Source organism: Flavobacterium calami (genome assembly GCF_038290035.1).
Taxonomy (GTDB): domain Bacteria; phylum Bacteroidota; class Bacteroidia; order Flavobacteriales; family Flavobacteriaceae; genus Flavobacterium; species Flavobacterium calami.
The window spans coordinates 198,389-221,542 of the sequence record NZ_JBBYHS010000002.1 but is presented as its reverse complement, the minus strand read 5'-3'; the positions used below and the strand labels follow the sequence as shown (position 1 = coordinate 221,542).

At 31.8% G+C, this 23,154-nt stretch carries 20 protein-coding genes; 1 reads left to right on the top strand and 19 read right to left on the bottom strand.

Translation table 11 applies throughout. The features are described from left to right. Positions 1 to 6 precede the first annotated feature (6 nt). The 16 genes from AAEO57_RS02485 to AAEO57_RS02410 form a co-directional block, all read right to left on the bottom strand. Complete coding sequence (locus AAEO57_RS02485; RefSeq protein ID WP_341689195.1) at positions 7 to 855, bottom strand: glycosyltransferase family protein; 849 nt, start codon at positions 853 to 855, stop codon at positions 7 to 9. Between the two features lie 82 nt (positions 856 to 937). After that, on the bottom strand, positions 938 to 1,870 hold the full coding sequence (locus AAEO57_RS02480; protein ID WP_341689193.1) for a glycosyltransferase family 2 protein: 933 nt from the start codon (positions 1,868 to 1,870) through the stop codon (positions 938 to 940). After that, positions 1,860 to 2,801, bottom strand: a complete 942-nt coding sequence (locus tag AAEO57_RS02475) for an NAD-dependent epimerase/dehydratase family protein (protein ID WP_341689191.1) — start codon at positions 2,799 to 2,801, stop codon at positions 1,860 to 1,862. The genes AAEO57_RS02480 and AAEO57_RS02475 overlap by 11 nt, the downstream gene beginning before the upstream one ends. A gap of 48 nt (positions 2,802 to 2,849) precedes the next feature. After that, positions 2,850 to 4,199, bottom strand: coding sequence for a polysaccharide biosynthesis protein (locus AAEO57_RS02470; RefSeq protein WP_341689189.1), 1,350 nt, complete (start codon positions 4,197 to 4,199; stop codon positions 2,850 to 2,852). A 33-nt stretch (positions 4,200 to 4,232) separates the two neighbouring features. Further along, positions 4,233 to 5,300 (bottom strand): Wzz/FepE/Etk N-terminal domain-containing protein, encoded by a 1,068-nt coding sequence (locus AAEO57_RS02465; protein ID WP_341689187.1) that lies wholly within the window; start codon positions 5,298 to 5,300, stop codon positions 4,233 to 4,235. A gap of 93 nt (positions 5,301 to 5,393) precedes the next feature. Continuing rightward, entirely contained in the window at positions 5,394 to 7,802 is a 2,409-nt protein-coding gene (locus tag AAEO57_RS02460; RefSeq protein ID WP_341689185.1) for an SLBB domain-containing protein, read from the bottom strand. Positions 7,803 to 7,854: 52 nt separating this feature from the next. Then, positions 7,855 to 8,901 carry a dTDP-glucose 4,6-dehydratase gene (rfbB, locus tag AAEO57_RS02455; RefSeq protein ID WP_341689182.1) on the bottom strand — a complete coding sequence of 349 codons (1,047 nt, stop codon included), beginning with the start codon at positions 8,899 to 8,901 and terminating at the stop codon, positions 7,855 to 7,857. Between the two features lies 1 nt (position 8,902). Beyond that, positions 8,903 to 9,910, bottom strand: a complete 1,008-nt coding sequence (locus AAEO57_RS02450; RefSeq protein ID WP_341689180.1) for a mannose-1-phosphate guanylyltransferase — start codon at positions 9,908 to 9,910, stop codon at positions 8,903 to 8,905. Between the two features lie 31 nt (positions 9,911 to 9,941). After that, the gene (locus AAEO57_RS02445) at positions 9,942 to 11,225 is read right to left on the bottom strand and encodes a nucleotide sugar dehydrogenase (RefSeq protein WP_341689348.1); all 1,284 of its coding nucleotides are present in this window, start codon (positions 11,223 to 11,225) and stop codon (positions 9,942 to 9,944) included. Between the two features lie 291 nt (positions 11,226 to 11,516). Then, complete coding sequence (locus AAEO57_RS02440; RefSeq protein ID WP_341689178.1) at positions 11,517 to 11,993, bottom strand: UpxY family transcription antiterminator; 477 nt, start codon at positions 11,991 to 11,993, stop codon at positions 11,517 to 11,519. 10 nt (positions 11,994 to 12,003) lie between these two features. After that, positions 12,004 to 13,395 carry a UDP-glucose 6-dehydrogenase gene (locus tag AAEO57_RS02435; protein WP_341689176.1) on the bottom strand — a complete coding sequence of 464 codons (1,392 nt, stop codon included), beginning with the start codon at positions 13,393 to 13,395 and terminating at the stop codon, positions 12,004 to 12,006. Positions 13,396 to 13,416: 21 nt separating this feature from the next. Beyond that, complete coding sequence (locus tag AAEO57_RS02430; RefSeq protein WP_341689173.1) at positions 13,417 to 14,400, bottom strand: SDR family oxidoreductase; 984 nt, start codon at positions 14,398 to 14,400, stop codon at positions 13,417 to 13,419. A 12-nt stretch (positions 14,401 to 14,412) separates the two neighbouring features. Further along, positions 14,413 to 16,857, bottom strand: a complete 2,445-nt coding sequence (locus AAEO57_RS02425) for an exopolysaccharide transport family protein (protein ID WP_341689171.1) — start codon at positions 16,855 to 16,857, stop codon at positions 14,413 to 14,415. 16 nt (positions 16,858 to 16,873) lie between these two features. Continuing rightward, on the bottom strand, positions 16,874 to 17,659 hold the full coding sequence (locus AAEO57_RS02420; protein ID WP_341689169.1) for a polysaccharide biosynthesis/export family protein: 786 nt from the start codon (positions 17,657 to 17,659) through the stop codon (positions 16,874 to 16,876). 68 nt (positions 17,660 to 17,727) lie between these two features. Next, positions 17,728 to 18,348 (bottom strand): recombination mediator RecR, encoded by a 621-nt coding sequence (recR, locus tag AAEO57_RS02415; protein WP_341689167.1) that lies wholly within the window; start codon positions 18,346 to 18,348, stop codon positions 17,728 to 17,730. A gap of 169 nt (positions 18,349 to 18,517) precedes the next feature. Then, positions 18,518 to 18,883, bottom strand: a complete 366-nt coding sequence (locus tag AAEO57_RS02410; protein ID WP_341689165.1) for a CoA-binding protein — start codon at positions 18,881 to 18,883, stop codon at positions 18,518 to 18,520. A gap of 154 nt (positions 18,884 to 19,037) precedes the next feature. Between AAEO57_RS02410 and AAEO57_RS02405 the strand changes: the two genes are divergently transcribed. Further along, complete coding sequence (locus AAEO57_RS02405; protein WP_341689163.1) at positions 19,038 to 19,667, top strand: MarC family NAAT transporter; 630 nt, start codon at positions 19,038 to 19,040, stop codon at positions 19,665 to 19,667. A gap of 86 nt (positions 19,668 to 19,753) precedes the next feature. Here AAEO57_RS02405 and ctlX read toward each other — a convergent pair whose 3' ends face one another. The 3 genes from ctlX to AAEO57_RS02390 all read right to left on the bottom strand — a co-directional run bounded on the left by ctlX (position 19,754) and on the right by AAEO57_RS02390 (position 23,003). Next, positions 19,754 to 20,689, bottom strand: coding sequence for a citrulline utilization hydrolase CtlX (gene ctlX, locus AAEO57_RS02400; RefSeq protein ID WP_341689160.1), 936 nt, complete (start codon positions 20,687 to 20,689; stop codon positions 19,754 to 19,756). A 57-nt stretch (positions 20,690 to 20,746) separates the two neighbouring features. Beyond that, the gene (locus AAEO57_RS02395) at positions 20,747 to 21,661 is read right to left on the bottom strand and encodes a dimethylarginine dimethylaminohydrolase family protein (protein WP_341689157.1); all 915 of its coding nucleotides are present in this window, start codon (positions 21,659 to 21,661) and stop codon (positions 20,747 to 20,749) included. Positions 21,662 to 21,725: 64 nt separating this feature from the next. Next, entirely contained in the window at positions 21,726 to 23,003 is a 1,278-nt protein-coding gene (locus AAEO57_RS02390) for a citrate synthase (RefSeq protein ID WP_341689155.1), read from the bottom strand. Positions 23,004 to 23,154 lie beyond the last annotated feature (151 nt).

The window sequence follows — 23,154 nt, the reverse complement described above, 5'->3', positions numbered from 1 at the left end:
TATAATTTAGCCAACAAATTTTTGCTGTCTTTTTCCTTTTAAACCGTCTATAAGTCCATTAAATAAAGCCAGTAGCTTTTTCTTTTTTTTATCTTCCGCCAATATTATCTTTACAAATCTATATATCAAATAATCTTTAAGGATAGTTCTCTTAAGATTACGATCAAGCATATTAGGGTATTCTCTCCATAGTAAAATATGATTACAAAGAATTGAATATGTCCTAAATGGTGAATAGCCAGAAGTTGTAAATCCGTATTTCGACTTTAAGGGAGATCCATAAATTTGATTCATTTTACAATGTGTATCAACTACAACCTTATAACCATTTGTTATTACTTTATAGCAAATTTCATTATCGACACAATCGATTTGGTAATCTTCTCTAAATCCTCCAATTTTTTTTATAATACTAACATCATATATAGAACCAGAAGTAATAAACCAATTTGTCTCAAGAAAGCTTTCTCGAGTCAAAAATTGACCATTAGGATTTACTCCAAATATTGCGATTTTAAAATCTTGGTTTAACTTAATTTTATTGACATACCTTCTAAAGCTTCCATTTTCAAATAAACTATCTTGATCCATTGACAATAAATAGTTATAGCCATTCTCTAAACACCAATTTATTGCTTCATTTAATGGATAAGCAATAAATTCATTTTTGCCTGTCGTAAATACAAGGGTTTTATTTCTAATTTCTGGAAAATCTAAATTAAAATGAGATTGATCTTTTGCTGGTGTATTATCCCAAATAATCAACTTGTCTATATCTTCAATAAAACTAAATATATTTATTTTTAAATCTTCGATATTTGGATAATATACAATAACAATTGCGGCTAATTTCACTACTAATGGTTTATTTATTTTTTTGATAAAATATATTTTCGCCTTACAAAATCATATAATAAATGGATCAGACTATAAATTACTAAGGTTCTACTGTATATAAATTCCTTATATATTTCAATATCCCCTTAGGAAACAGGGCTATTATCGCTAAAATATAAATTTTGCTCTGAGTAAATCTTTTAATTTTTTTTCTATATTTCAAAAAGGTTTTATAATCATAATGACCTTCAATTCTATAATTTACAAAACTAAAATAGCTAAAAATTCCAGTTTTCAGAGAATGATCCCTAACTACTTTAATTTTTGAAAGTAGAGGATATTCTTCAGGTAGATTGAATACAAAAGAACTTAAATCTTCCAAAAAAACATTAAAGACATTACTAGCCCAATAACTTGTTTTATTTGGATTATTACGAACAAGATTTTTATTTATCCAATACAAATTTGATTTTTTATTTACTAATTGTTCAAATATAATAGCTGTTTGAGGAAAATTTTTAAATTTAGAAATGTCAAAATTTAGAAGTCCCACTAACTTTTCTTTATTATAGATTGTTGCCCCAGTTAGTGTAAGGTGCCAACATAAATTTTTAAAAATTTCTATTTTATCAGTAAAAATACTTGATTCAACATTTAAATCTCTCCCCTCCGCATTACAACAAATAAAATCAAAATCTTCATTCTCGATGCATTTCAAAACATGTTCGATTGAACCAGGTTCAATAATCATAGAATCTCCAAGATACCAGACATATTTTTCTTTAGCAAATGTAATTGTATTGACACAGTTTAAATCATGTCCAAATCTTACCTCATTCTTTCTGTAATAAAACAAGCCGTGCTTACTTTTAAATTCCTTAATAAGTAATTCGGTATTATTTTCTGTACTATCATCTGAAATATATACTGGAATATTAAATTTTATTAATTCTTCCAGTATACTTTCTAAATTAAACTTAAGTATTTCTGATCGGTTATAGGTTGGAATCGCAATGGCTAAATTAGATTGCATTATAAAAAGTTGTATTAAAATGATTAATTTGTGATTTTATTCCTTCCTCTATGTTTATAAAATCATGATCAATAATTTTTAAAATTTTTGAATTATCTAAAATTACTGAATTAGCATCTACAATTCTTTCACAATCAAAACTTAAGACAGCTTTTTTATTTAAATTATTTTCTATAATCTTTATGATATCTAACAACGAAAACCCAATACCTGTACTTAAATTAAATGAGTTATTACAGATTGAATTTGATAAAATCTTTTTTAAAACAGCAGTCAAATCATCTACATGGATATAATCTCTAATCACTTTGCCTGTACCCCATATAGTAATTATCTGATCATTTTGAATTTTATTGATTGCTACGGAAATAAACCCTTGATTTCCGTCAAAAGATTGATATTTTCCGTACACATTAGATGGTCTAAGTATAATGTAGTCAAGTAAGCTTATGTTGCTTTTATATCTAATATAATTTTCAATTATCAGTTTCGAATACCCATAATTATTAATTGGGCTTAAGTTAGTATCTTCTTCTATTAACCCAATTGAATTTCCGTAAATTGTGCCACCCGAAGAAAAAAATATTAATTTTATATCTCTCGTCGCAATAAAATCAATTAATTTAAATGTTGGAACAATAACATCATCTAAACTATTATAAAAATCGGTTTGAGAACTTGCTGGTATTAAACTAGAAACCAAATGAAAAACAACATTCACTTTATAATCCAGAATAATCTTTTCAATAAAATTAGAATCTTTTATTGAACCTAAAATAATTTCAGCATTTTTACCAAGGAAAAAAGATTTATCAATTAATTCCGTATTTCGAGAAACAATAATTAAATTATAATCAACCTCATTTTGAAATGATTCGATTATATTTTTACCAATAAAACCAGTCCCCCCCAGAAGTAAAATATTAAACATTTCTTTGTTATTGTTAGTATTGGAATTATTTTTAAAATATATAAGAACTTATGTTGTATGCCAAGCATTCTTTTTAACTTTAAAAATACAAAGCGCCCAAATCAAACTTACAAAAACAGTTAATGCAGAGTAACCAGCCACTATTCCTATTAGTCCATATATTTTACCCAACAGAAGTGTAGAAATTGCGGTTAAGACTCCCATTACTATTGAAAAAATTAAAAATGGTTCTTTCTTATGGCATCTTAAATAAATAGCAAGCCCAGCAACAAATTGATTAACAAAAGTTGTAACCGACAATAAAATCAATGGCAATAAAGGCAGAAATCTATTCCCAATAGTGAGTTCTTTATATTTTAAAAATGCAACTCCACTAATTAAAATAGCCAAACAAATAAAACTTATAAAGTTAGACTGTTTCATGGTTCTATAAAAAACGTTGTCCAGCATTTCATAATTCTTTTGCGCTACAAGGCTGGAGAGTAAAGGAATTTTAGTATTAATCCAACTTAATGATACTGTTAAGACACCATTTAAAACAGCTAATGTAATTCCCATTTGTCCAGCTACAACAGGTCCTTCAGTAGCAAAAATGACTGGATTAAAAAGTTGATACATAAAATAGCCGCTTATCCAACTCAATGCTATTCTCCATTGAAAAGGAAAAATTTCAAGCTTATAGCTAACTTTCCAATGCTGTAACTGCGTCCAGATAAATTTCAACCTATTTAAATTACTTGAATATATTATAAAAATTGGAGCTATAATTAATGAAATCACATTTGCAATTGGACTCGAATAAAGTTTTAATCCAGATATCAAGCAAATAAAAAGAATAAAAATTTGACTACATTGCTGAATTAATCTAATTACAGCAACATCTTTAACTTTGCCTAAACCTTCCAAGAAAGACAAAATAGGCGTAACTACTAATGAGCTTGCGGTGGCAGCTGCAATAATTATCCAAGGTAATACCCAACTAACACTGCTATCACCTTTTCCATATTTTTGAAAAAATATATATCCTGTTATAATTAAAATAAAAAATAATAAAAAAGCAATTACCGTAAACCATTTTATACAAAAATGAAGCAAAGAAGACAATCTAGACATTGCTTCAGGCGAACCTTCTAATTCATAATTATTTATCCATTTTAAATTGGCAAATTCATGTGCCGTAAACTGCGTTATAATACCTGACAAACCTAATTCAAAAAAAATCTGAATAGCTAAGATACTTCCAAAAGTATAATAATAACCCTGTTCAACTTTTGTTAAAAAACTTGCAATAAAAAGAATTGAAATAACTCCACCACCACCTTGTAACACTCTGGCCAATACCGTATAAAATATAGCACCGTCAATCCCAATGGTATTTAATATCTGCCTTATATTCATCCAAATATATCTAATTTGTATATTGAAAAACTGCTAATATTGAGCTAAATTCCTTGTAATTTTTCTAATTATCAGAAATAATATCATCCAAAATGCTGTAAAAATAGCCCCCAATATAAGCCCCTTAGCTTTCCCAAAACGCTCTTTTGGCAGTGGCAAGATAGGCCGGTCAATTACCTGAATGAGAGGCGTTTCCTTACGCAGGTTCACTTTAGCCAATTCACATTGCTTAACCAATTCAGAAAGTATAGCTGTATTGGCCTGTACATCTACCTGCCTTCTAGCTGAAGGTGCACGACGTACATTAAGCGCCGGATTTAAGTTAAAAGTATTATCATTAGCCACAGCTACACCTGTAATAGCACTGTTTAGCTCAGCTCTAACCGAATCAACTTGATGTTCCAAAATATCCATGTTAATACGTGCTTTTTTGCTTTTGGTGTCTATATAAAACTTACCCACTTGTTTAGCTAGCGCTTCACTGAAATACAATGAAAATAATTCATTAGTAGACGCTACATCCATAGATATAATAGCTGTTTTTTTGTCTTTTTGTGCTACTGCCAATGAAGTTTTAGACAAATTTTGATAAATTACTCCCAATATACTGTCATGTACTCTGGTAAAATAATCTCGTTTACCATTAGGCAAAAATTGAATATTTTTAAATTTAGGACTATCATTCCAATCATCCCTCCAATCATTATTTTGAATGTACATTTCGGCCAACGAAATAACTTTCCCATTTATTGTAACAGGAGTCAACAAAGTGTTCTCAACCATGGTACGAGACTTAAACAGCTCAGTCAAATTAGAACCTGTGAATATACTTCCTCCGCCTCCGCCTAAATCAAAACCAAAAGAACTAGCCAACCCTAAGGCTCCACTCATTCCTCCTGATTTTTCATCTTCTAAAGCAAATGTTAAAGTTGCTGTATAGATTGGCTTTTTTATAAAAGAATAACTCAATCCTAAAATTCCTCCAATCGCTCCAGCCAAAAGAATAATTTTCCATTTCGATAGCAAATAGAAATACCATTGTTTTATTTTTTCTAATAATTCTTTTAAAGTTATTTCGTCGTTAAGATTTTTATCGCTCATTCTTTATATATGTTTCATTTCTGAATCGCTATTATCAGTTAATATATTTTTAAGTTTTTCTAACTGAACGCAAACAGTATTGAGTCGAGAAAATTATTTAAATGCAGTTACTATAAGCAATGCCAAACTAGTAATTACACTTCCTATACTAACCCATTCTCCAGTTGTCATTTTCTTTGTTTCCGGCTTTTCAGGGACCACGATTTGAGAATCCGGAGTAACTTTAGGATAAGACCTAAAGAATAAAAAAGAACCAGTTACAGCTGCTTTTCCGTTTGGATAAATAATATAAGCTTTTTTCTTCCAGCCTTTACTGTCAACTCCTCCTACTGCATTTATATAATATTTAAAACCTTTACCACTTCTATACGGAATTTCAGAATTAAGCAGCACATTTCCTGTAACTTTAACTCCTTCATTCAATGTTGTGATTTCGATTTCATCCTCAGGAAACAAAGTGACATTTGAATAATGCTCTTTGTCTTTAACAATTTTTTTCCAATCTACGGGAATTGTCACATATTTTAATTCCTCTTTTAATTTTTTGGTAAGGTTTTCTTTTAACGTATCATTTTTAGATAAATTTAAATCAACTCTTTTTATTTCGTTAATTTGTTCCTCCTTAATAGGCCTCTTAATCTTCATCCCCTCTAGGTTAGCAACAGATGTTAGACCACCAGCTCTCATCACTACATTATATACAGACTCTTTTTTATTTGCCAATACATATTTCCCTGGATAAGCTACTGCTCCGGTAATTGTAACCATTTGTGGTTTTTCATATACAGCCATTCTTCTAATGTTTATAACATCAAAAGGTTTCAAAACAAAATTCTTCACCTGTTCATTATTATCAGCTGTAATTTCCAATTCAACCAATTCTATTCGCTTAGGATTAGTGTCATCAATTTCATCAGATTTAATCATTCTGGCTATTTCAACTCTTTTAGAAGCTGAACCTGTTAAGCCACCTACCTGTACAACTAAATCATTCAATGTGAGATTGTCGTAATAATCGTAGACGCCTGGATTTTTTACTTCACCATCAATCGTAATTTTATATTCTTCTCTAAAATCTAAAATTGAGTATACGGTTACTTCATCTTCTCTTTTTAATTCAATATCTGCACTCAAATCTCCAGACAAAGCGCTGGCTAAATCAACATTTACTATTTCAGTAGTTAAATCAGACTTTAAACGGATGATTCTTGCTCTTTTGGTATATGCATCTTCTTTAAGACCTTCTGCCCGTGTAATTAGATCTGAAATTCTCATTCCTTCTGTATAAGAATAATAATCCGGCCTAAAAACAGCACCATCTATTTTAATTCGGTTTTCAAATCGGTTTAAAATTTTAGTGATTCTGAAAACATCTCCTGATTTTGGCAAATAAGACGAAAATTCACTTTCATTAATATCCAAAACTTTAAATTCCTTACCTGTCTTTTGTAGAACATTTACTGATGCTGTATATGCAAATTCATTAAATCCGGAAGCAAAATTTAATAAATCCGAGAATTTTTCACCTTTTTTCATCTCAAAAATTCCGGGTCTCTTAACTTCACCTTCTACAGTAACTCTTTGTGCATAAACCGGAATCCTAATTACATCATTTTCCTTTAAAGCCACATTATCTGATTGATCTCCTTTAACCAAAAAACGGTAAATATCAATGTTTTTATAAACCTTATTGTTTCTAATTAATTCAATATTTCTATAACTACCGTTTTTGCCTGGTCCACCTGCTAAATGTAATGCATTGTAAACAGTGGCCAAAGATGAAATAGAATAATTCCCGGGCTGCTTACCACCTACAATAGTAATTTTGATGGTTCTGATACGACTAAGACTAACACTAACCTGAGATTGTCCAGATCTGACAGTACTATAAACTTTTGCAATTGCGGCTTTGATTTTTTGTGTCGCAGCCTCAATTGATATTCCTGCTACTGAAATTTGTCCTACATACTGAATGGATATTTTTCCTTCTACACTTACCGGTATACTTGCGTTATACTCCTGTACTCCGTAAACACTTACCTGAAGTTCATCTCCGGGGCCTAAAATATAATTCATAGGAGTGGCCAAATTTGAATCAGGTTCAAAATTCAATGTTGGGTTATCAAATAATTCAGATCCAAATATTAAAGCATTCGCAGAGTCTTTTACCTTATTGTTCAAAATTTTGTCATGAGCCCGCCCAGAATCTTTTTTCTTTACAACAGGATTTTCGGTATTTTTTTTTGCGACTGTTTTTTCATTTACTCTTGCTTTTAACTTGGAGAATTCTGCTGCACTCATTCCCTTTGACAAAATCATAGCTTCCGCCTCATCAATTGTCATGTTATTATTTTGCAATTGTGTCCTTATTTTAGCAATATCTGCATCAGATAAATAATCTACTTTTACAGTGCTTAAATCACTTGATTTCATTAAATCCTGCGCTTTTACCTGGAAAGAAAACATTAAAGTAAATAAAAGAATAATCTTTATATATTTCATTCTAATAGTGTTTGATTTTTGGTGAAGGATTCTGATTAAGAATAAATTTATTTTAAGAGTATTGTTTTTTGTAATAATCTTTATACGCCCCTGAAGTAACATTTTTTAGCCATTCCTCATTATTTAAATACCAATTAATGGTTTTTTCCAGACCTTCTTCAAAAGTTACTGATGGTTTCCAGCCAAGTTCCTTGTTAATTTTAGTTGCATCAATTGCATATCGCAAATCATGTCCTGGTCTGTCTTTAACATAAGTAATTAACTTTTCGGAAGTACCTGAATCCCTTCCTAACTTCTGATCCATAATCTGGCATAATAATTTAACCAAATCAATATTTTTCCATTCATTAAAGCCTCCAATATTATATGTCTCGTGATTTTTTCCTTCATGAAATACTAAATCAATTGCAATAGCATGATCTTCTACAAAAAGCCAGTCGCGGGTATAATTACCATCTCCATAAACAGGCAGTGGTTTATTATTGATAATGTTATTGATAAAAAGCGGAATCAGTTTTTCGGGAAAATGATACGATCCATAATTATTCGAACAATTTGTTAATACATATGGCAATCCATAGGTTTCCCCATACGCCCTAACAAAATGGTCTGAGCTTGCTTTTGAAGCAGAATATGGAGAGTTTGGATCATACGGTGTCGTTTCTGTAAAAAGCCCTTCAGCTCCTAAGGAACCATAAACTTCGTCTGTACTAATGTGATAAAATCTTTTTCCATCAAAATTATCTTTCCATTGCTTTTTTGCTGCATTAAGTAAATTCATCGTCCCGATTACATTTGTTTTCACAAATGCCAATGGATCCTCAATTGATCTATCTACGTGAGATTCTGCAGCTAAATGTAATACACCTTCAAAATTATGAGTTGAAAAAAGTTCATTAATAAAAGCCTCATCAACGATATCTCCTTTTACAAAATTATAATTGGGATGATTCTCTATATCTTTAATATTCTCCAAATTCCCAGCGTAAGTTAGAGCATCTAAATTATAAATTTGATATTCAGGATACTTAGTCACAAAACGCCTTACTACATGTGAACCAATAAAACCTGCACCCCCAGTTATAAGAATTTTTTTCATTTTAATTTAATAATTCAGAGTTTTGTTTTTCTAAAGCACTATATATATCCTTTACATCTTGGGAATTTTCTTTTTGCAAAATTAAATTAGCCGTAGCTGTATAAACAAAAATTGTATTTTTCAATCCCAGAAAAGTAGTGTGCTTATCACACCCTATTACCATATTCCCGTTTTTATCAATTGGATGCCCTTTAGAAACCAAATAATCATAAACAGATTCAAAAGAGCCTAAATCTGACCAGACAAATGAAGCCGGAACAACTTTTATTTTTTTACTACGCTCCATTACAGCATAATCTATACTAATTGATGGGATTTCTAAAGAAGTTTCTAAATCTAAGAAACCATTTTCACTTGACTCCCATACAATTTTAGATTTTTCGTAAACTTCAGGCTGAAATTGTTTCAATTCTTCTAAAAGGACGCTGGCTTTAAAGCAAAACATTCCGCTATTCCACAAAAAATTTCCTTTTGCAATAAACTCTTTAGCAGTAGTTTCATTTGGTTTTTCCCTGAATGAAATTACTCTGTCTCCTTTTGATTCTATATAACCATAACCAGTTTCTGGTTTAGTTGGAATAATTCCGAAAGTTACAATAAAACCTTCCTGTGCTTTTTGAATAGCCTGATCTATAGCATTATCATAATCCTCTATTTTATCAATAATATGATCTGATGGCGTTATTATCAATATATCATCAGGGTTTGACGCAAAAGCTGCAAATGCGATAGCCGCTGCAGTATTTCTAGGTGTTGCCTCAACAATATTTATATATACTGTTTGGGATTTCCCCATAACATTTCCGCTTAAATGGTGGTTGTCAACATTTCCTACTACCATTACTTTATTTGCTAAATGACTGTTACGATCAACCGTCATTTCAAATAATGATTTTCCTTCAAATATTTCTAAATATTGTTTAGGCTGACTTTTACGGGAAAGAGGCCATAATCTGCTACCAACACCTCCGGTTAAAATAACATGTGTAACTGAATTATTTGTATCCATATTTTTCTAAATAAAAAAAGAAGGTCAAAAACTATAATCTATTATCTGCTATAGCCCCTAAAACTCCTTTTACATCATATATTAAACTATTGTCTTTTTTAATTTCCAGAAAATCCAATTTCAAAAACTCTGAATGTGCGACACCTAAAACTATAGCATCAAATTTTTCTTTTGGAAGAATACTTGTTGTTGTAAATCCGTATTCTTTTTTAACTTCTTCTGTATTTGCCAATGGATCATATATTGTTACGGAAATTCCATACTCTTTTAATGCTCTTATAACATCTACAATTTTAGTATTACGAACGTCAGGACAGTTCTCCTTAAAGGTAATCCCCAACATTAAGAGCTCTGCATGATTTACTGAAATACCTTTTTTAATCATTAATTTCACTATCTGAGAGGCAATGTATTCGCCCATACTGTCATTTAAACGACGCCCGGCTAAAATTATTTCAGGGTGATATCCAAATTCTTGTGCTCTTTGAGCTAAATAGTAGGGATCTACACCTATACAATGACCTCCAACCAAACCTGGTTTAAAAGGCAGAAAGTTCCATTTGGTAGCTGCTGCTGCTAATACTTCCTGAGTGTCGATATTCATTAAGTTGAAAATTTTTGCGAGTTCATTTACAAAAGCAATATTAATATCTCTTTGTGAATTCTCAATCACTTTAGCAGCTTCGGCAACTTTTATTGTTGGCGCAAGGTAAGTACCGGCAGTAATAACAGATTTATAAAGTGCATCTACTTTTAAACCAACTTCAGGAGTAGATCCTGAGGTAATTTTCAGGATTTTCTCTACTGTATGTTCTTTATCTCCGGGATTAATTCTTTCAGGTGAATATCCTGCAAAAAAGTCATCATTAAACTTTAATCCTGATATTTTTTCTAAAACTGGCACGCATTGTTCTTCTGTTACACCAGGATATACTGTTGACTCATAAATTACTATATCGCCTTGCTTCAGCATTTTTCCTACCGCCTCACTAGCTTTGTAAAGTGGAGTCAAATCCGGACGATTATTTTTATCCACTGGTGTAGGAACTGTTATGATAAAATAATTACAATCTGCAATATCTTTTATATCTGAAGTACAATACAGACCTTGTGTTTTATTTGGAGTATCAACCAGGACACTTTGTAGGGTGCTGTTTTCAACTTCTAATGTTGTATCTACGCCTTGCTTTAAACTTTTTACTCTTGATTGATTGATATCAAAACCTATAACGGGATATTTTGTAGCAAATAAACGAGCCAAAGGTAAACCTACATAACCTAATCCTATAACGGCTACCTTTACATCATTTTTCATATCCATTTCCTTAATTTTCGTTTATTATTTGCACAGCTTCGCTGTTCCAAGTCACAGTTGTGAAATGGACAGAAAGATTGAATTTCGGCAAATATAGCACAATAAAGTCAATTTTATCAACTTTAAAAACATCTTATAATTCTCCTAAAAAAAAATATAAATTAAAAAGCTATAAGTCAGTTAACAAAAAATAAACGTCAAAAAAAAAAGAATAAAAAATCACTAAATTCAGTGATGCTTTATTCTTTTTTAATTTATTATTTTAAGCGCTAAATATCTTACAAAAAAAAATTAGAAAGATTCTTTTTTATATTTTATTTTCAAAACACATCCTAAAGTTTCTAAAACAAGGATATAATGTGTATTTGTTACTTCCTTAACAATTGCCTGATGATTACTAAAAGCGCCCGTATCTAATTTTATCTTATCACCTTTTTTATAAGGCATTACTAAAACATCTGAAATATTTGTATCAGAAAGGCTTTTTTTTATTTCGACAATTTCCTCCTCACGAACTATGGCAGGTTTCCCTAACCAAAACAAATACCGGACTACACCTGGAACCTGAAAAACTGAATTCCTTTCCATATCAGACAACCTGACAAAAACATAAGAATTAAAAAGAGGCACTTCTACTTTTTTCTTTCTGTCTGACCATTGTTTAATCTGAGTGATTAAAGGACAGTAGGATTCTATCCCTGCTTCATTTAATTTTTCTGCTACTTTTTTCTCCCACTTAGGTTTTGTATAAACGACATACCAATTCATGCAATTTATTTTAAGACCCTATTCCGTTGTAAATAAATCCAATTGATTTTAATTCTTTTGCATTTAATATATTCCTTCCATCAAAAACAAAAGCTGGTTTTTGCATTGCATCGTATATTTTATGCCAATCATATTTTACAAACTCGTCCCATTCTGTAAGTACAGCAATTGCATGAGCATTTTTGCAAGCCTCATATGGATCTTCAAATGTAGAAACTGCATTACTATTTTCTGAAGAATTTCTAGTGTCTAAATAATCTAAATCACTCAAGATTTTATTACGGGACACTTTTGGATCATAAACAGAAATTTTTGCCAGCTCATTAATTAAATCATCTGCAACATATATAGCGGCAGATTCGCGGGTATCGTTTGTGTCTTTTTTAAATGCCCAGCCTAAAAAAGCTATTTTCTTATCGGCTACTGTATTGTAAAGAGTCTGAACAATTTTATTCGAAAATCTTCTTTTTTGATGATCATTCATAATAATTACCTGTTCCCAGTAATCAGCGACTTCATTCAACCCATAAGATTTTGCTATATAAACTAAATTCAGAATATCTTTTTGAAAACAAGACCCTCCAAATCCAACTGAAGCCTTTAAAAATTTAGGCCCAATACGACTATCCATTCCAATAGCACGTGCGACTTCATTCACATCTGCACCTGTTTTTTCACACAATTCAGACATAGCATTGATTGATGAAATACGCTGTGCTAAAAAAGCATTTGCGGTGAGCTTAGACAATTCTGAAGACCACACGTTTGTTGTCAAAATTTTATCCTTGCTCACCCAATTAGCATAGACATCTACCAAAGCATCAATTGCAGCTTGCCCTTCTGGTGTTGAGTCCCCTCCAATCAGAATTCGGTCAGGATTTAATAAGTCATCAATAGCAGTACCCTCTGCTAAGAATTCTGGATTTGAAAGAATCTGAAACTGAACTCCGTTTCCGGTATTATCCAAAATGCTTTTTATTGCTTCAGCAGTTCTAACAGGTAAAGTAGATTTCTCTACAACTATTTTATTAGCTTTAGAAACCTTCGCTATTTGTCTGGCACACAATTCTATATACTTTAAATCAGCAGCCATTCCTTTACCTTTACCATACGTTTTTGTTGGCGTATTTACAGAGATAAAAACAACTTCTGCTTCATCAATAGCTTTTTCTACATCTGTCGAAAAGAAAAGATTTCTACCTCTTGCCTCAGCTACGATTTCCGAAAGTCCTGGTTCATAAATTGGAATATTATCTGTATTTGGGTCATTCCAGTCTTTAATTCTCTGTTCATTCAAATCGACTACAGTTACCTGAATATGCGGACATTTCTGAGCAATTACCGCCATAGTCGGACCTCCTACGTAACCTGCACCGATGCAGCAAATTTTTGTGATTTTCATATTTTCTATATTACACTTTCATTATTTTAAATTATTCCAATACCATCGTATTGCTTCTTTTAGTCCTGTCTCCAACGAATATTCCGGATTATAACCTAACCTCTTTTTCGCCTTATTTATACTAGCTAATGAATGCGGAATATCCCCCACTCTCTTTTCACCATACACAACCGGAACATCAGCTATTTTAGGATCAAACTCACTTAAATATTTTTTTAAATACCCAACTAAATCATTTAACGTATTTCTATCTCCAAAAGCAGTATTATAAACCGTATTAACCGCTTCAGAATTTTTGACTGAAATTGCCAATGCATTCATCTGAATTACATTATCAATATAAGTGAAATCTCTTGAGTAATTGCCATCTCCATTAATAACAGGGCTCTCATAATTCATTAACTGCATTACAAATTTAGGAATAACAGCTGCATAGGCACCATTGGGATCCTGTTTTCTTCCAAAAACATTAAAATAACGCAATCCTATAGTTTCCAGGCCGTATGTTTTACTAAAAATCTCTGCATATAATTCATTTACATATTTGGTAATCGCATAAGGTGATAATGGTTTACCTATAACATCTTCAATTTTTGGCAGTCCTTCTGAATCTCCATAAGTGGACGAGCTTGCGGCATAAATAAATCTTTTTACTTTAGCGTCTCTTGCCGCAACCAGCATATTTAAAAAACCGGAAACATTTACATCATTAGTGGTTATGGGGTCATTTATTGATCTTGGAACAGATCCCAATGCTGCCTGATGCAGTACATAATCTGCGCCTTGAACAGCCAACGCACAATCATTTATGTTTCGAATATCTCCTTCAATTAATTTAAAATCAGGATTGCTTAAAAAATCTTTCAGATTATAACGATGTCCTGTAGAAAAATTGTCCAGACAAACTACTTTTTGTCCAGAATTTAAAAAATACTCACATAAATTAGACCCTATAAAACCAGCCCCTCCTGTTATTAAAATAGTATTTTGAATGGATGATTTCATCTATTTAAATTATTATTTTTTAAATTTTTTAAAAACTTTTTTTACAAAACCTTGTTGCTCATCTTCTTCATGATAACCATTTGCATATGCTCCATAACCATAGCCGTAACCATATGTAGAACCGTATTTTGCTTTATTTTCAAAACCATTAAGAACAATACTTACATTATTAAGTTCACCTCGCTTGACACGATTATTCAACATAGTAATCATTTCTTTTTTAGAATAGTTCTGTCTTACAATATACAAAGTAACATCACTAAAATGAACCAATTCCAAAGCGTCGGCCACAAGTCCAACCGGAGGTGTATCAAGTATGATATAATCGTAAGTTTTTTTGAGTTCTTCTATAAATTCCCCCATTACCTCACTAATAATCAACTCTGACGGATTAGGCGGAATCGGTCCTGAAAGAATAACATCAAGATACGGAATTTGAGTTTTATTTACTATTTCAGATAATGTTTTTTGCCTTATCAAATAATTAACAACACCATATTGGTTCGTCAGGCTAAATTCGTCTGCAAGTCTTGGTTTTCTTAAATCCATTCCTATTATAACGGTCTTTTTTTCACTTAGAGCAAAAACAGTGGCAATGTTTATTGAACAGAATGTTTTTCCTTCACCACTAATTGACGAAGTTATCATTAAGGTTTTTGCTCCATCAAGCTGCTTTTTTTTATATAAAAACTGTAATGACGAACGAATACCCCTAAAAGCTTCCGATAATGCTGATTTTGGCTTTTGAAAAACTGCTAAACTTGTACTTTCCTTATTTATACCTACAACTCCAATTAAAGGAATTTGTGATTGCTTACTAATGTCTTCAGCATTTTGAATTGTATTGTTAATAAAGAAAATAATAAAAACAATAATCAAAGGAATTAAAATTCCTAAAAACAAAGCCAAAATATAGTTTACAGAAGTTTTTGGACCAATTAAACCTCCACCTATGTCTTTTGCTGTATCTATAAAATGGATATCTGATAAATTAGAAGCTTTTACGATTTCAGCTTCATTTCTTTTTTGAAGAAACGAACTATATATATTGTCACTTAAATCATATTTTCTTTTAATTTTTAACAACTCTTGTTGCTCTTCCGGAAGTCGTTTAATAGTACTTTCTGCTTCACCTATTTTATTATTAACCAAAGCCAAATCATATTGTAAAGACGACTTTGCTGAAGCAATATTTTCTAACAACACATTTTTTATGGCAACCATCTGGTTATCAAAATCCTTAAAGATTTTATCACTTTTTACCGCATAAGCCATTTCGGATCTTTGGGTTGACAAGGCAATGAGTTTTGAAATGTTTGTAACAACATTAGGATCTTCAATTCCGGCAACAGAAGGTGCTGGCAATTTAGAATAATCAACACTATTATTTAGATAAGCTTTTAAAGAATTATAATAAGCAATTTTACGGGCTATAGCGTCTTTTTCGACATCAAAATCTAAAATTTTATCCGAAAATTTCTCTCCACCTTGTTCAATTGCATAAATATTTTTGTCTTTTCTGAAAGATTTAAGTTCATTACCGGTTTCTTTTAGTTGAGACTCCATTGCTACAAGTGTGCTGTCAATAAAATTTATGGTGTTTGTAGCAAACTGATTCTTACTGTCCAACTGAATCTTAATCAGCATTTTGACTGTAGAATTCAAATATTCAACCATTCTTGCTTTGTTTGTTCCCTGAAGAGAAAGCTCCAGAATTGAGCCTGCTTTTTCATCTGCACCAACTCCAATTCCCCGGTAACCGGCAACAGTAGCATCAAAATCATTAAATCTCACAAAATATTCTTTCCCTTTATAAAAGCCAGGATTATCATTAATTTCAAGCTTCCAGTTTAAGAAGGGCAGAGCTACATTTTCTCCAACTTTATATCGCTTAACAAATTCAACAGGCTGAACAGATGTACTACTATAAACATTATTAGAATAGGTAAATAAAGAAACTGAACTGTTCTGAAAAGGTATTCTTATTTCATATTCATTTGGACTTAAAAACTTAATACTTATTAATGTTCCTGATAACTGAGGTTTGGTTTTATCAATATTTACATAAAAAGGAACTGCTCCATACACATCAATCATTTTGTATTCGCCTTTTTCAAGGTAATCTATATAAAATTGCAATTTATCGACAACCAATTCATTATGTGACCTTGATTGCAAAATGGTTGAAATACCGCTTACCTGATCTGAAATACCTCCCCAATTAAAAACCAGACTTGTATTTGATGTAAAAAAAGGATTGCTTTCTTCTTTAATTGAGATCAAAGTTTTCATCGCATAAATCTTTTCTTTGCGAATATTAACCTGATAAGCTATTGTGAATGAAATAATTAAGCTTAACAAAAACAATTTCCAGTATCCGGCTATTTTTAGCAAAAACCCTTTAAAATCAAAACTCGAATGATTCTCAAAAATTGAAAAATCTTTTATATCTAACATTTCTTCTATTTAGTTTTTAATTCTTCAACAACACAAAAAGTGTTGTCCCAAGAGATAATAATGTTATAACTGTACCTAAAGACTGAAGCCCTGTCTGTCCAGTACCCCATGTTTTTTGCTTTAGTGGTTTTACATAAATATAATCATTTGGCTGCAGATAGTAGTATGGAGATTTCATCACATTTACATCAGTAAGATCAATATCGTTCATCTGTACTCCGGTAGGTGTCTGGCGTATTACTGTTACAGCCTTTCTATTACCTACAGTAGTAATATCTCCAGCATTCGCAACGGCTTCCATAATATTTACATGCTCCTTAAATAATGTTTTAGTACCAGTACTTCCAACTTCGCCATTTATTGTATATCGAAAACCTGCTAATTTTACAGTAACAAAAATATTTGCTTCTGCCTTAAAATATTCTTCGAGAAGCTTTTTTTCAATTTTAACTCGCACTTCTTCAAGTGTATAGCCAATTACATTCAGTTCTCCTAAAATCGGCATTCTTATATTACCATGATCATCAACAGTAAATCCATTAAAATACAAATCTGATTCTGATTTACCATTATTAAGATCTTCTGAAGGTTTAAAAATAGTGGTCAACTTAGAATCTATTGCTTTGATATCTACACTCAAAACATCATTTACTTGTAATCTGTAAGGCTTCGATTCTACTGCGGAAACTGTAGTTTCACTACCAGCCGATCCTTTGTCCTGTAAATACACCAAATCTTTTACAGGTATACATGATGTAAAAAGTGTGCTAATTAATAATAGATAAAAACCGTTTTTTGTCATTTTAAAAATTTTATACGCAAATATAGCTATTCATTTAGTCTTCAGGAAATCTAACCCGATTGCATTTTTTAATTATTCTTGAATGTTTTTTCGAAAGGCACACGATGTAAAATACTCCGGCCAAGCGTAACTTCATCGGCGTATTCCAATTCGTCTCCAACAGAAATTCCACGTGCTATGGTAGAAATTATAATTTTAGAATCCGAAATTTGTTTATAAATATAAAAATTTGTGGTATCACCCTCCATAGTTGAACTTAAAGCAAAAATAATTTCATCAACTTTACCCAACTTTACTTTCTCTGTCAAAGCTGTTATATTCAACTGACCCGGTCCAACTCCTTCTATTGGAGAAATCTTACCTCCTAAAACATGATAAATTCCTTTATATTGCCCGGTGTTTTCTATAGCCATTACATCTCTGATATCTTCAACAACACAAATTGTCCGCTGGTTTCTTGATGAATTAATACATATTTCACAAATCTTTTCATCAGATATATTATAACAATTTTCACAAAACTTAATATCCTCACGCATGTTGAGTAATGCCTGAGATAAAAATGTTGTCTGCTCTTTAGGCTGTTTTAGCAAATGAAGTACCAATCGCAATGCCGTACGTTTGCCTATACCCGGCAATTGTGACATTTCATTGACTGCTTTTTCTATTAACTTTGATGAAAATTCCATGAAAACAAAAATAACGCTTTAAATAATTTGGTCGATTTGAAAAAACTGAATATTATTAAACCCGCAAAAGTTCTAATTAACCGATATCTAGCCCTGATGGTAACGGCATCCTTTTGTGCCAGGGTTTGGCACAAAAGATAAAGTGTACAGCAGGAACAGCTTCAAAAAATTAATACTGATTTGTTGCTAAAAGAACCAACGTACAAGCTACTTCTGCTTTGATATTGTTAAGTTCTAATAATTGGTAAAACTCAGGATTCTCTGTCCCCGGATTAAAAATTACCCGTTTAGGCTGCGCTTCTATGATGTAATTATAGTAATCCCGCTGACGGACTGGATTTAAATACAAAGTTACAGTATCTACATTTTTGACAGGAATAGTCTTTGTGTGAATTTTTACACCTGCAACTTCTCCTGCATTTTGTCCAATTGCCAATACGGTATGCCCTTTTTGAGTCAGCATATTTATGGCCCTAAAAGCATATCGCTCCGGTTTGGTTGTCGCACCAATAAGCAAAGTTTTTTTGTTTTTCATCATTTATGAATATAGCGCAAAAGTAATCAAAAAAAGGCTGAATTTCCTGCTCGCTATTGATTTAGAGACATAAAGGAGAAAAAACAATATCCTCACATCATTTTAGAGTAAAATCTTAAAATTTAATTACTTTTACTTCATCAACCCAAACATCATGGATTTATTCATTTATTTATTTGCTGCTCTTTTTTCTGTTCTGAATCCAATTGGTACTGTTCCTATTTTTGTTGGGCTCACCCATGATGATTCTGCTGCTGAACGCTCACGCATTTCATTGTGGACTGCCATTAATGTTTTTATTATTTTGATGGTTTCATTCTTTATTGGACAATATGTACTGACTTTTTTCGGAATCAGTATAGATGCACTGCGCATTGCAGGAGGCTTGGTAATTTTGAATTCTGGTTTTTCCTTATTGTCCGGAAAAATAAGCAAGAAGAGGGGAATCAATAAAAAGATTGAAAATGATGCTCAAAAGAGAAACGATATCGCATTAACTCCATTAGCAATTCCGATGCTGGCCGGTCCGGGATCTATTTCTTTATTAATAGCTTTTTATCAGGAGCATCATGAAATGACAGAAATAATAATTTCAAGCTTAGCTATTTTAGCAATAGCAGTTACTATTTTTATCATTTTAAAAAGTGCGCATTACTTAGCGCGTATTTTAGGCGCTTCAGGTATTGTTGCAATTTCCAGAATAATTGGTTTTATTGTAATTGCAATAGGAATTCAATATATAATCAGTTCCATAATTAATATTGTAAGAGGAAATTTAATGTAAATCTTAAGACATCAAAAAAAAATCCAAATTCCATCTATATTAATTTAAGGTGGAATTTGGATTTTTCATTATTCAAAATTTTAAAATTAGCTTCTCGGCAGAAAAACTTCAGCCATCATACATCTGGCACTTCCTCCACCACAAGCTTCAATAGTATCTAAACTTGAACTTAAAATTTTAGCATGATTTTCCAATTGCTTAATTTGCTTTTCGGTTAGACTCTGGTGCGCTGATGCACTCATAACGATATATTTTTCATCATTTCTTCCTCTTACTTCCAGCATGTTCCCTGCAAAATTATTCACCTGATCTTCAGTAATTAAAATAATTTCTTTTTTATCAGCCTTCAGGCTTTCCAAAACCATTTTACGCTCTTTTTTGTCATCAATACTATCTGCACAAATAACTGCAAAAGTTTCACCAATACACATCATAACATTGGTATGGTAAATCAATTTACGTTCTCCGTCCACTGTCTGGAAAGCTTCAAAAATTACTGGAGCATAGTCAAAATCTTCACAGAATTCAATAAACAATTCTTCGTCTGCACGAGGAGATAAGGCACAATATGCTTTTCCGTTAGCCCTGTCCAAAAGCAAACTTCCTGTTCCTTCAAGAAAAATACCGTCTTCTTCTGCAGAAGTATAATCCATGATGTCATTAATTTCAAAACCTTTTTCTTCCAAAATATCCAAAATATCTTCTCGTCGTTCCTGACGACGATTTTCAGCAAACATAGGATACAAAGCGACATCACCGCTTTCATGAAAAGAAATCCAGTTGTTTGGAAAAATACTATCCGGTGTATCTGTTTCGAGCGTATCTTCGACTACAGTGACATCAACACCTGCTGCTCTTAGCTTTTCAACAAAAGCATCAAATTCTTGCTGTGCTTTGGCATTTACAGTACTTGGCAAAAGTCCGTCTAAAACTTTTTGATAATAATTATTTACAGCTGTCTGCTCATTCATTCTGAATGCAACCGGACGAATCATTACTATTGCATTAGTTGTTTGTTTCATGATTTATATTTTTTTTGTTCAGGTCTTAAACTCATAACAGATAAGCCTGAAACCATTTTAATCTCTAATTAATGGCAATGTCGAACATCTTAATAAACCTTCCTGCTTAGCAATTTCAGCATAAGGTATTTCTTCAACTATAAAACCATTAGCCCTTAACCAATTGTTTAATCTTGTGAAATTCTTTTCTGAAACAATAACATTTTCATCGATAGAAAACACATTGGAAAACATATTATACATTTCATTTCTTTCTATATGAAACAAATTTTCTTTTCCAAAGAGATTCACTAAGTACATATAATCGGCTTCTTCACGAAAACCTCTTTTATAGACAATACCCTTATTCTTTCCAACAGGCTGAAAACAGCAATCCAAATGTAGTGCATTATCCCTCGCTTCTATTTTAGATTTTACCAAATCAAATTCTTTGACAATTTTGTTTGGAAATAATTCTTTAATAAAATTAACCCCCTGCATATTAGTTCTGGCAGTTATATAATCTTTATAATCACTTCCTTTATAGGTTCCTATAAAGATATGATCATTCCAAAGCATAACATCACCACCTTCAATATGAACTTCTTCAGGCGGACGTATAACTTTCAAAGGATCAATCTCATCGATTACATACTGAATTGCATCTAATTCACGCTCCCTATCTGGTAAAATATTCGATTTCACAAACACATCATCAATTACAAAACCAATATCTCTGGCAAATATCTGATTGTAGTTTTCAATCATTTTTGGGCGATAAACTTTTACATTGTACTTTTGAAAAACAGCATTAAAGGCATCCATTTCGAGAACCATATCTTTTTCAAGAGGGTATGTACCTGCTTTTATATGTTCCAACGATTTAGGATCATAGGCTTCCTGAATTGATGGAGTTGGCCCATTATGAACGGCAGACCCCAAAACAACGGCGCGTAATCTTGACGTTTCGTTCTTAATATTTAATTGCAACATAAATGTTAGATTTTGTTGCAAATATAAAAAAAAGCTTCACAGTTAAGTGAAGCTTTCAGTATGATTATTTATTAGATTTGAATTCTCTCAACGGATGGCCAGTATAAATTTGTCTTGGTCGTCCAATTGGCTCTTTATTTTCTCGCATTTCTTTCCATTGTGCAATCCAACCCGGCAATCTTCCAATTGCAAACATAACAGTAAACATGTCAGTTGGAATTCCTAATGCTCTGTAAATAATACCAGAGTAAAAATCAACGTTTGGATACAAATTTCTGGATTTGAAGTAATCATCTTCAAGAGCTGCAGTTTCTAACTTTCTTGCAATATCTAAAATCGGATCTTCAACACCTAAAGTTTCCAAAACTTCTTTAGCCGCTTTTTTGATGATTTTTGCTCTTGGATCAAAATTTTTGTAAACTCTGTGCCCGAATCCCATCAAACGGAATGGATCATTTTTGTCTTTTGCTTTCGCCAAGAATTTATCAGTATCCCCACCATCTTTGTTAATTTCTTCCAACATTTCAAGTACAGCCTGATTTGCACCACCATGAAGAGGCCCCCAAAGAGCAGATACTCCTGCAGATACTGAAGCAAACAAGCCTGCATGAGAAGACCCTACCATTCTTACTGTAGACGTAGAACAGTTTTGTTCATGATCTGCGTGAAGAATAAATAACTTATCTAAAGCATTAACAATTACCGGATTTGCAGAGTAAGGACCTGTAGGTAATTTAAACATTAATTGCATAAAACTTTCAACATATCCTTTTGTATTGTCGTAGTAATTCAAAGGATACCCCATTGACTTTCTGTAAGTCCATGTAGCAATTACAAGAAATTTAGCCATTGTTTTACAAATAGCTTCGTACATTTCTTTTTCGTTATCAACATTAACTGCTTTAGGATTAAATGCTGTTAAGGCACTTGTTAAGGCAGATAAAACTCCCATCGGGTGAGCTGTTTTAGGAAAACCATCGATGATATTTTTCATTTCTTCGTTTACCAGAGAATGCTTTTTAATACCATTTTCAAATTCTTCTAATTGTGCAGCAGTAGGTAATTCACCAAAAATCAAAAGATAAGAAACTTCTAAGAAACTTGCTTTCTCTGCAAGATCTTCGATTGAATATCCTCTGTAACGTAAAATTCCTAATTCACCATCGAGAAAAGTAATTTCACTTTTGCAGGAACCAGAGTTTTTATAACCAGGATCAATAGTAATAATACCAGTTAAATCACGTAATTTGTTAATATCGATAGCTGATTCATTTTCGCTTCCTGTTATTACCGGAAGCTCAATTTTCTTACCATCTACTTCTAATGTAGCTATTTTTGACATAATATATGGGAAATAATTCTTAAAAATAATAATTTATCAAATCTAAGGAATTTAAGACTAATTAAAAAAGGAATAATGCTATGAATTTGTTAAAACCCCAAAAAAAAACCACCCGTTTTCACGAATGGTTTTACTATACAATATAATCCTT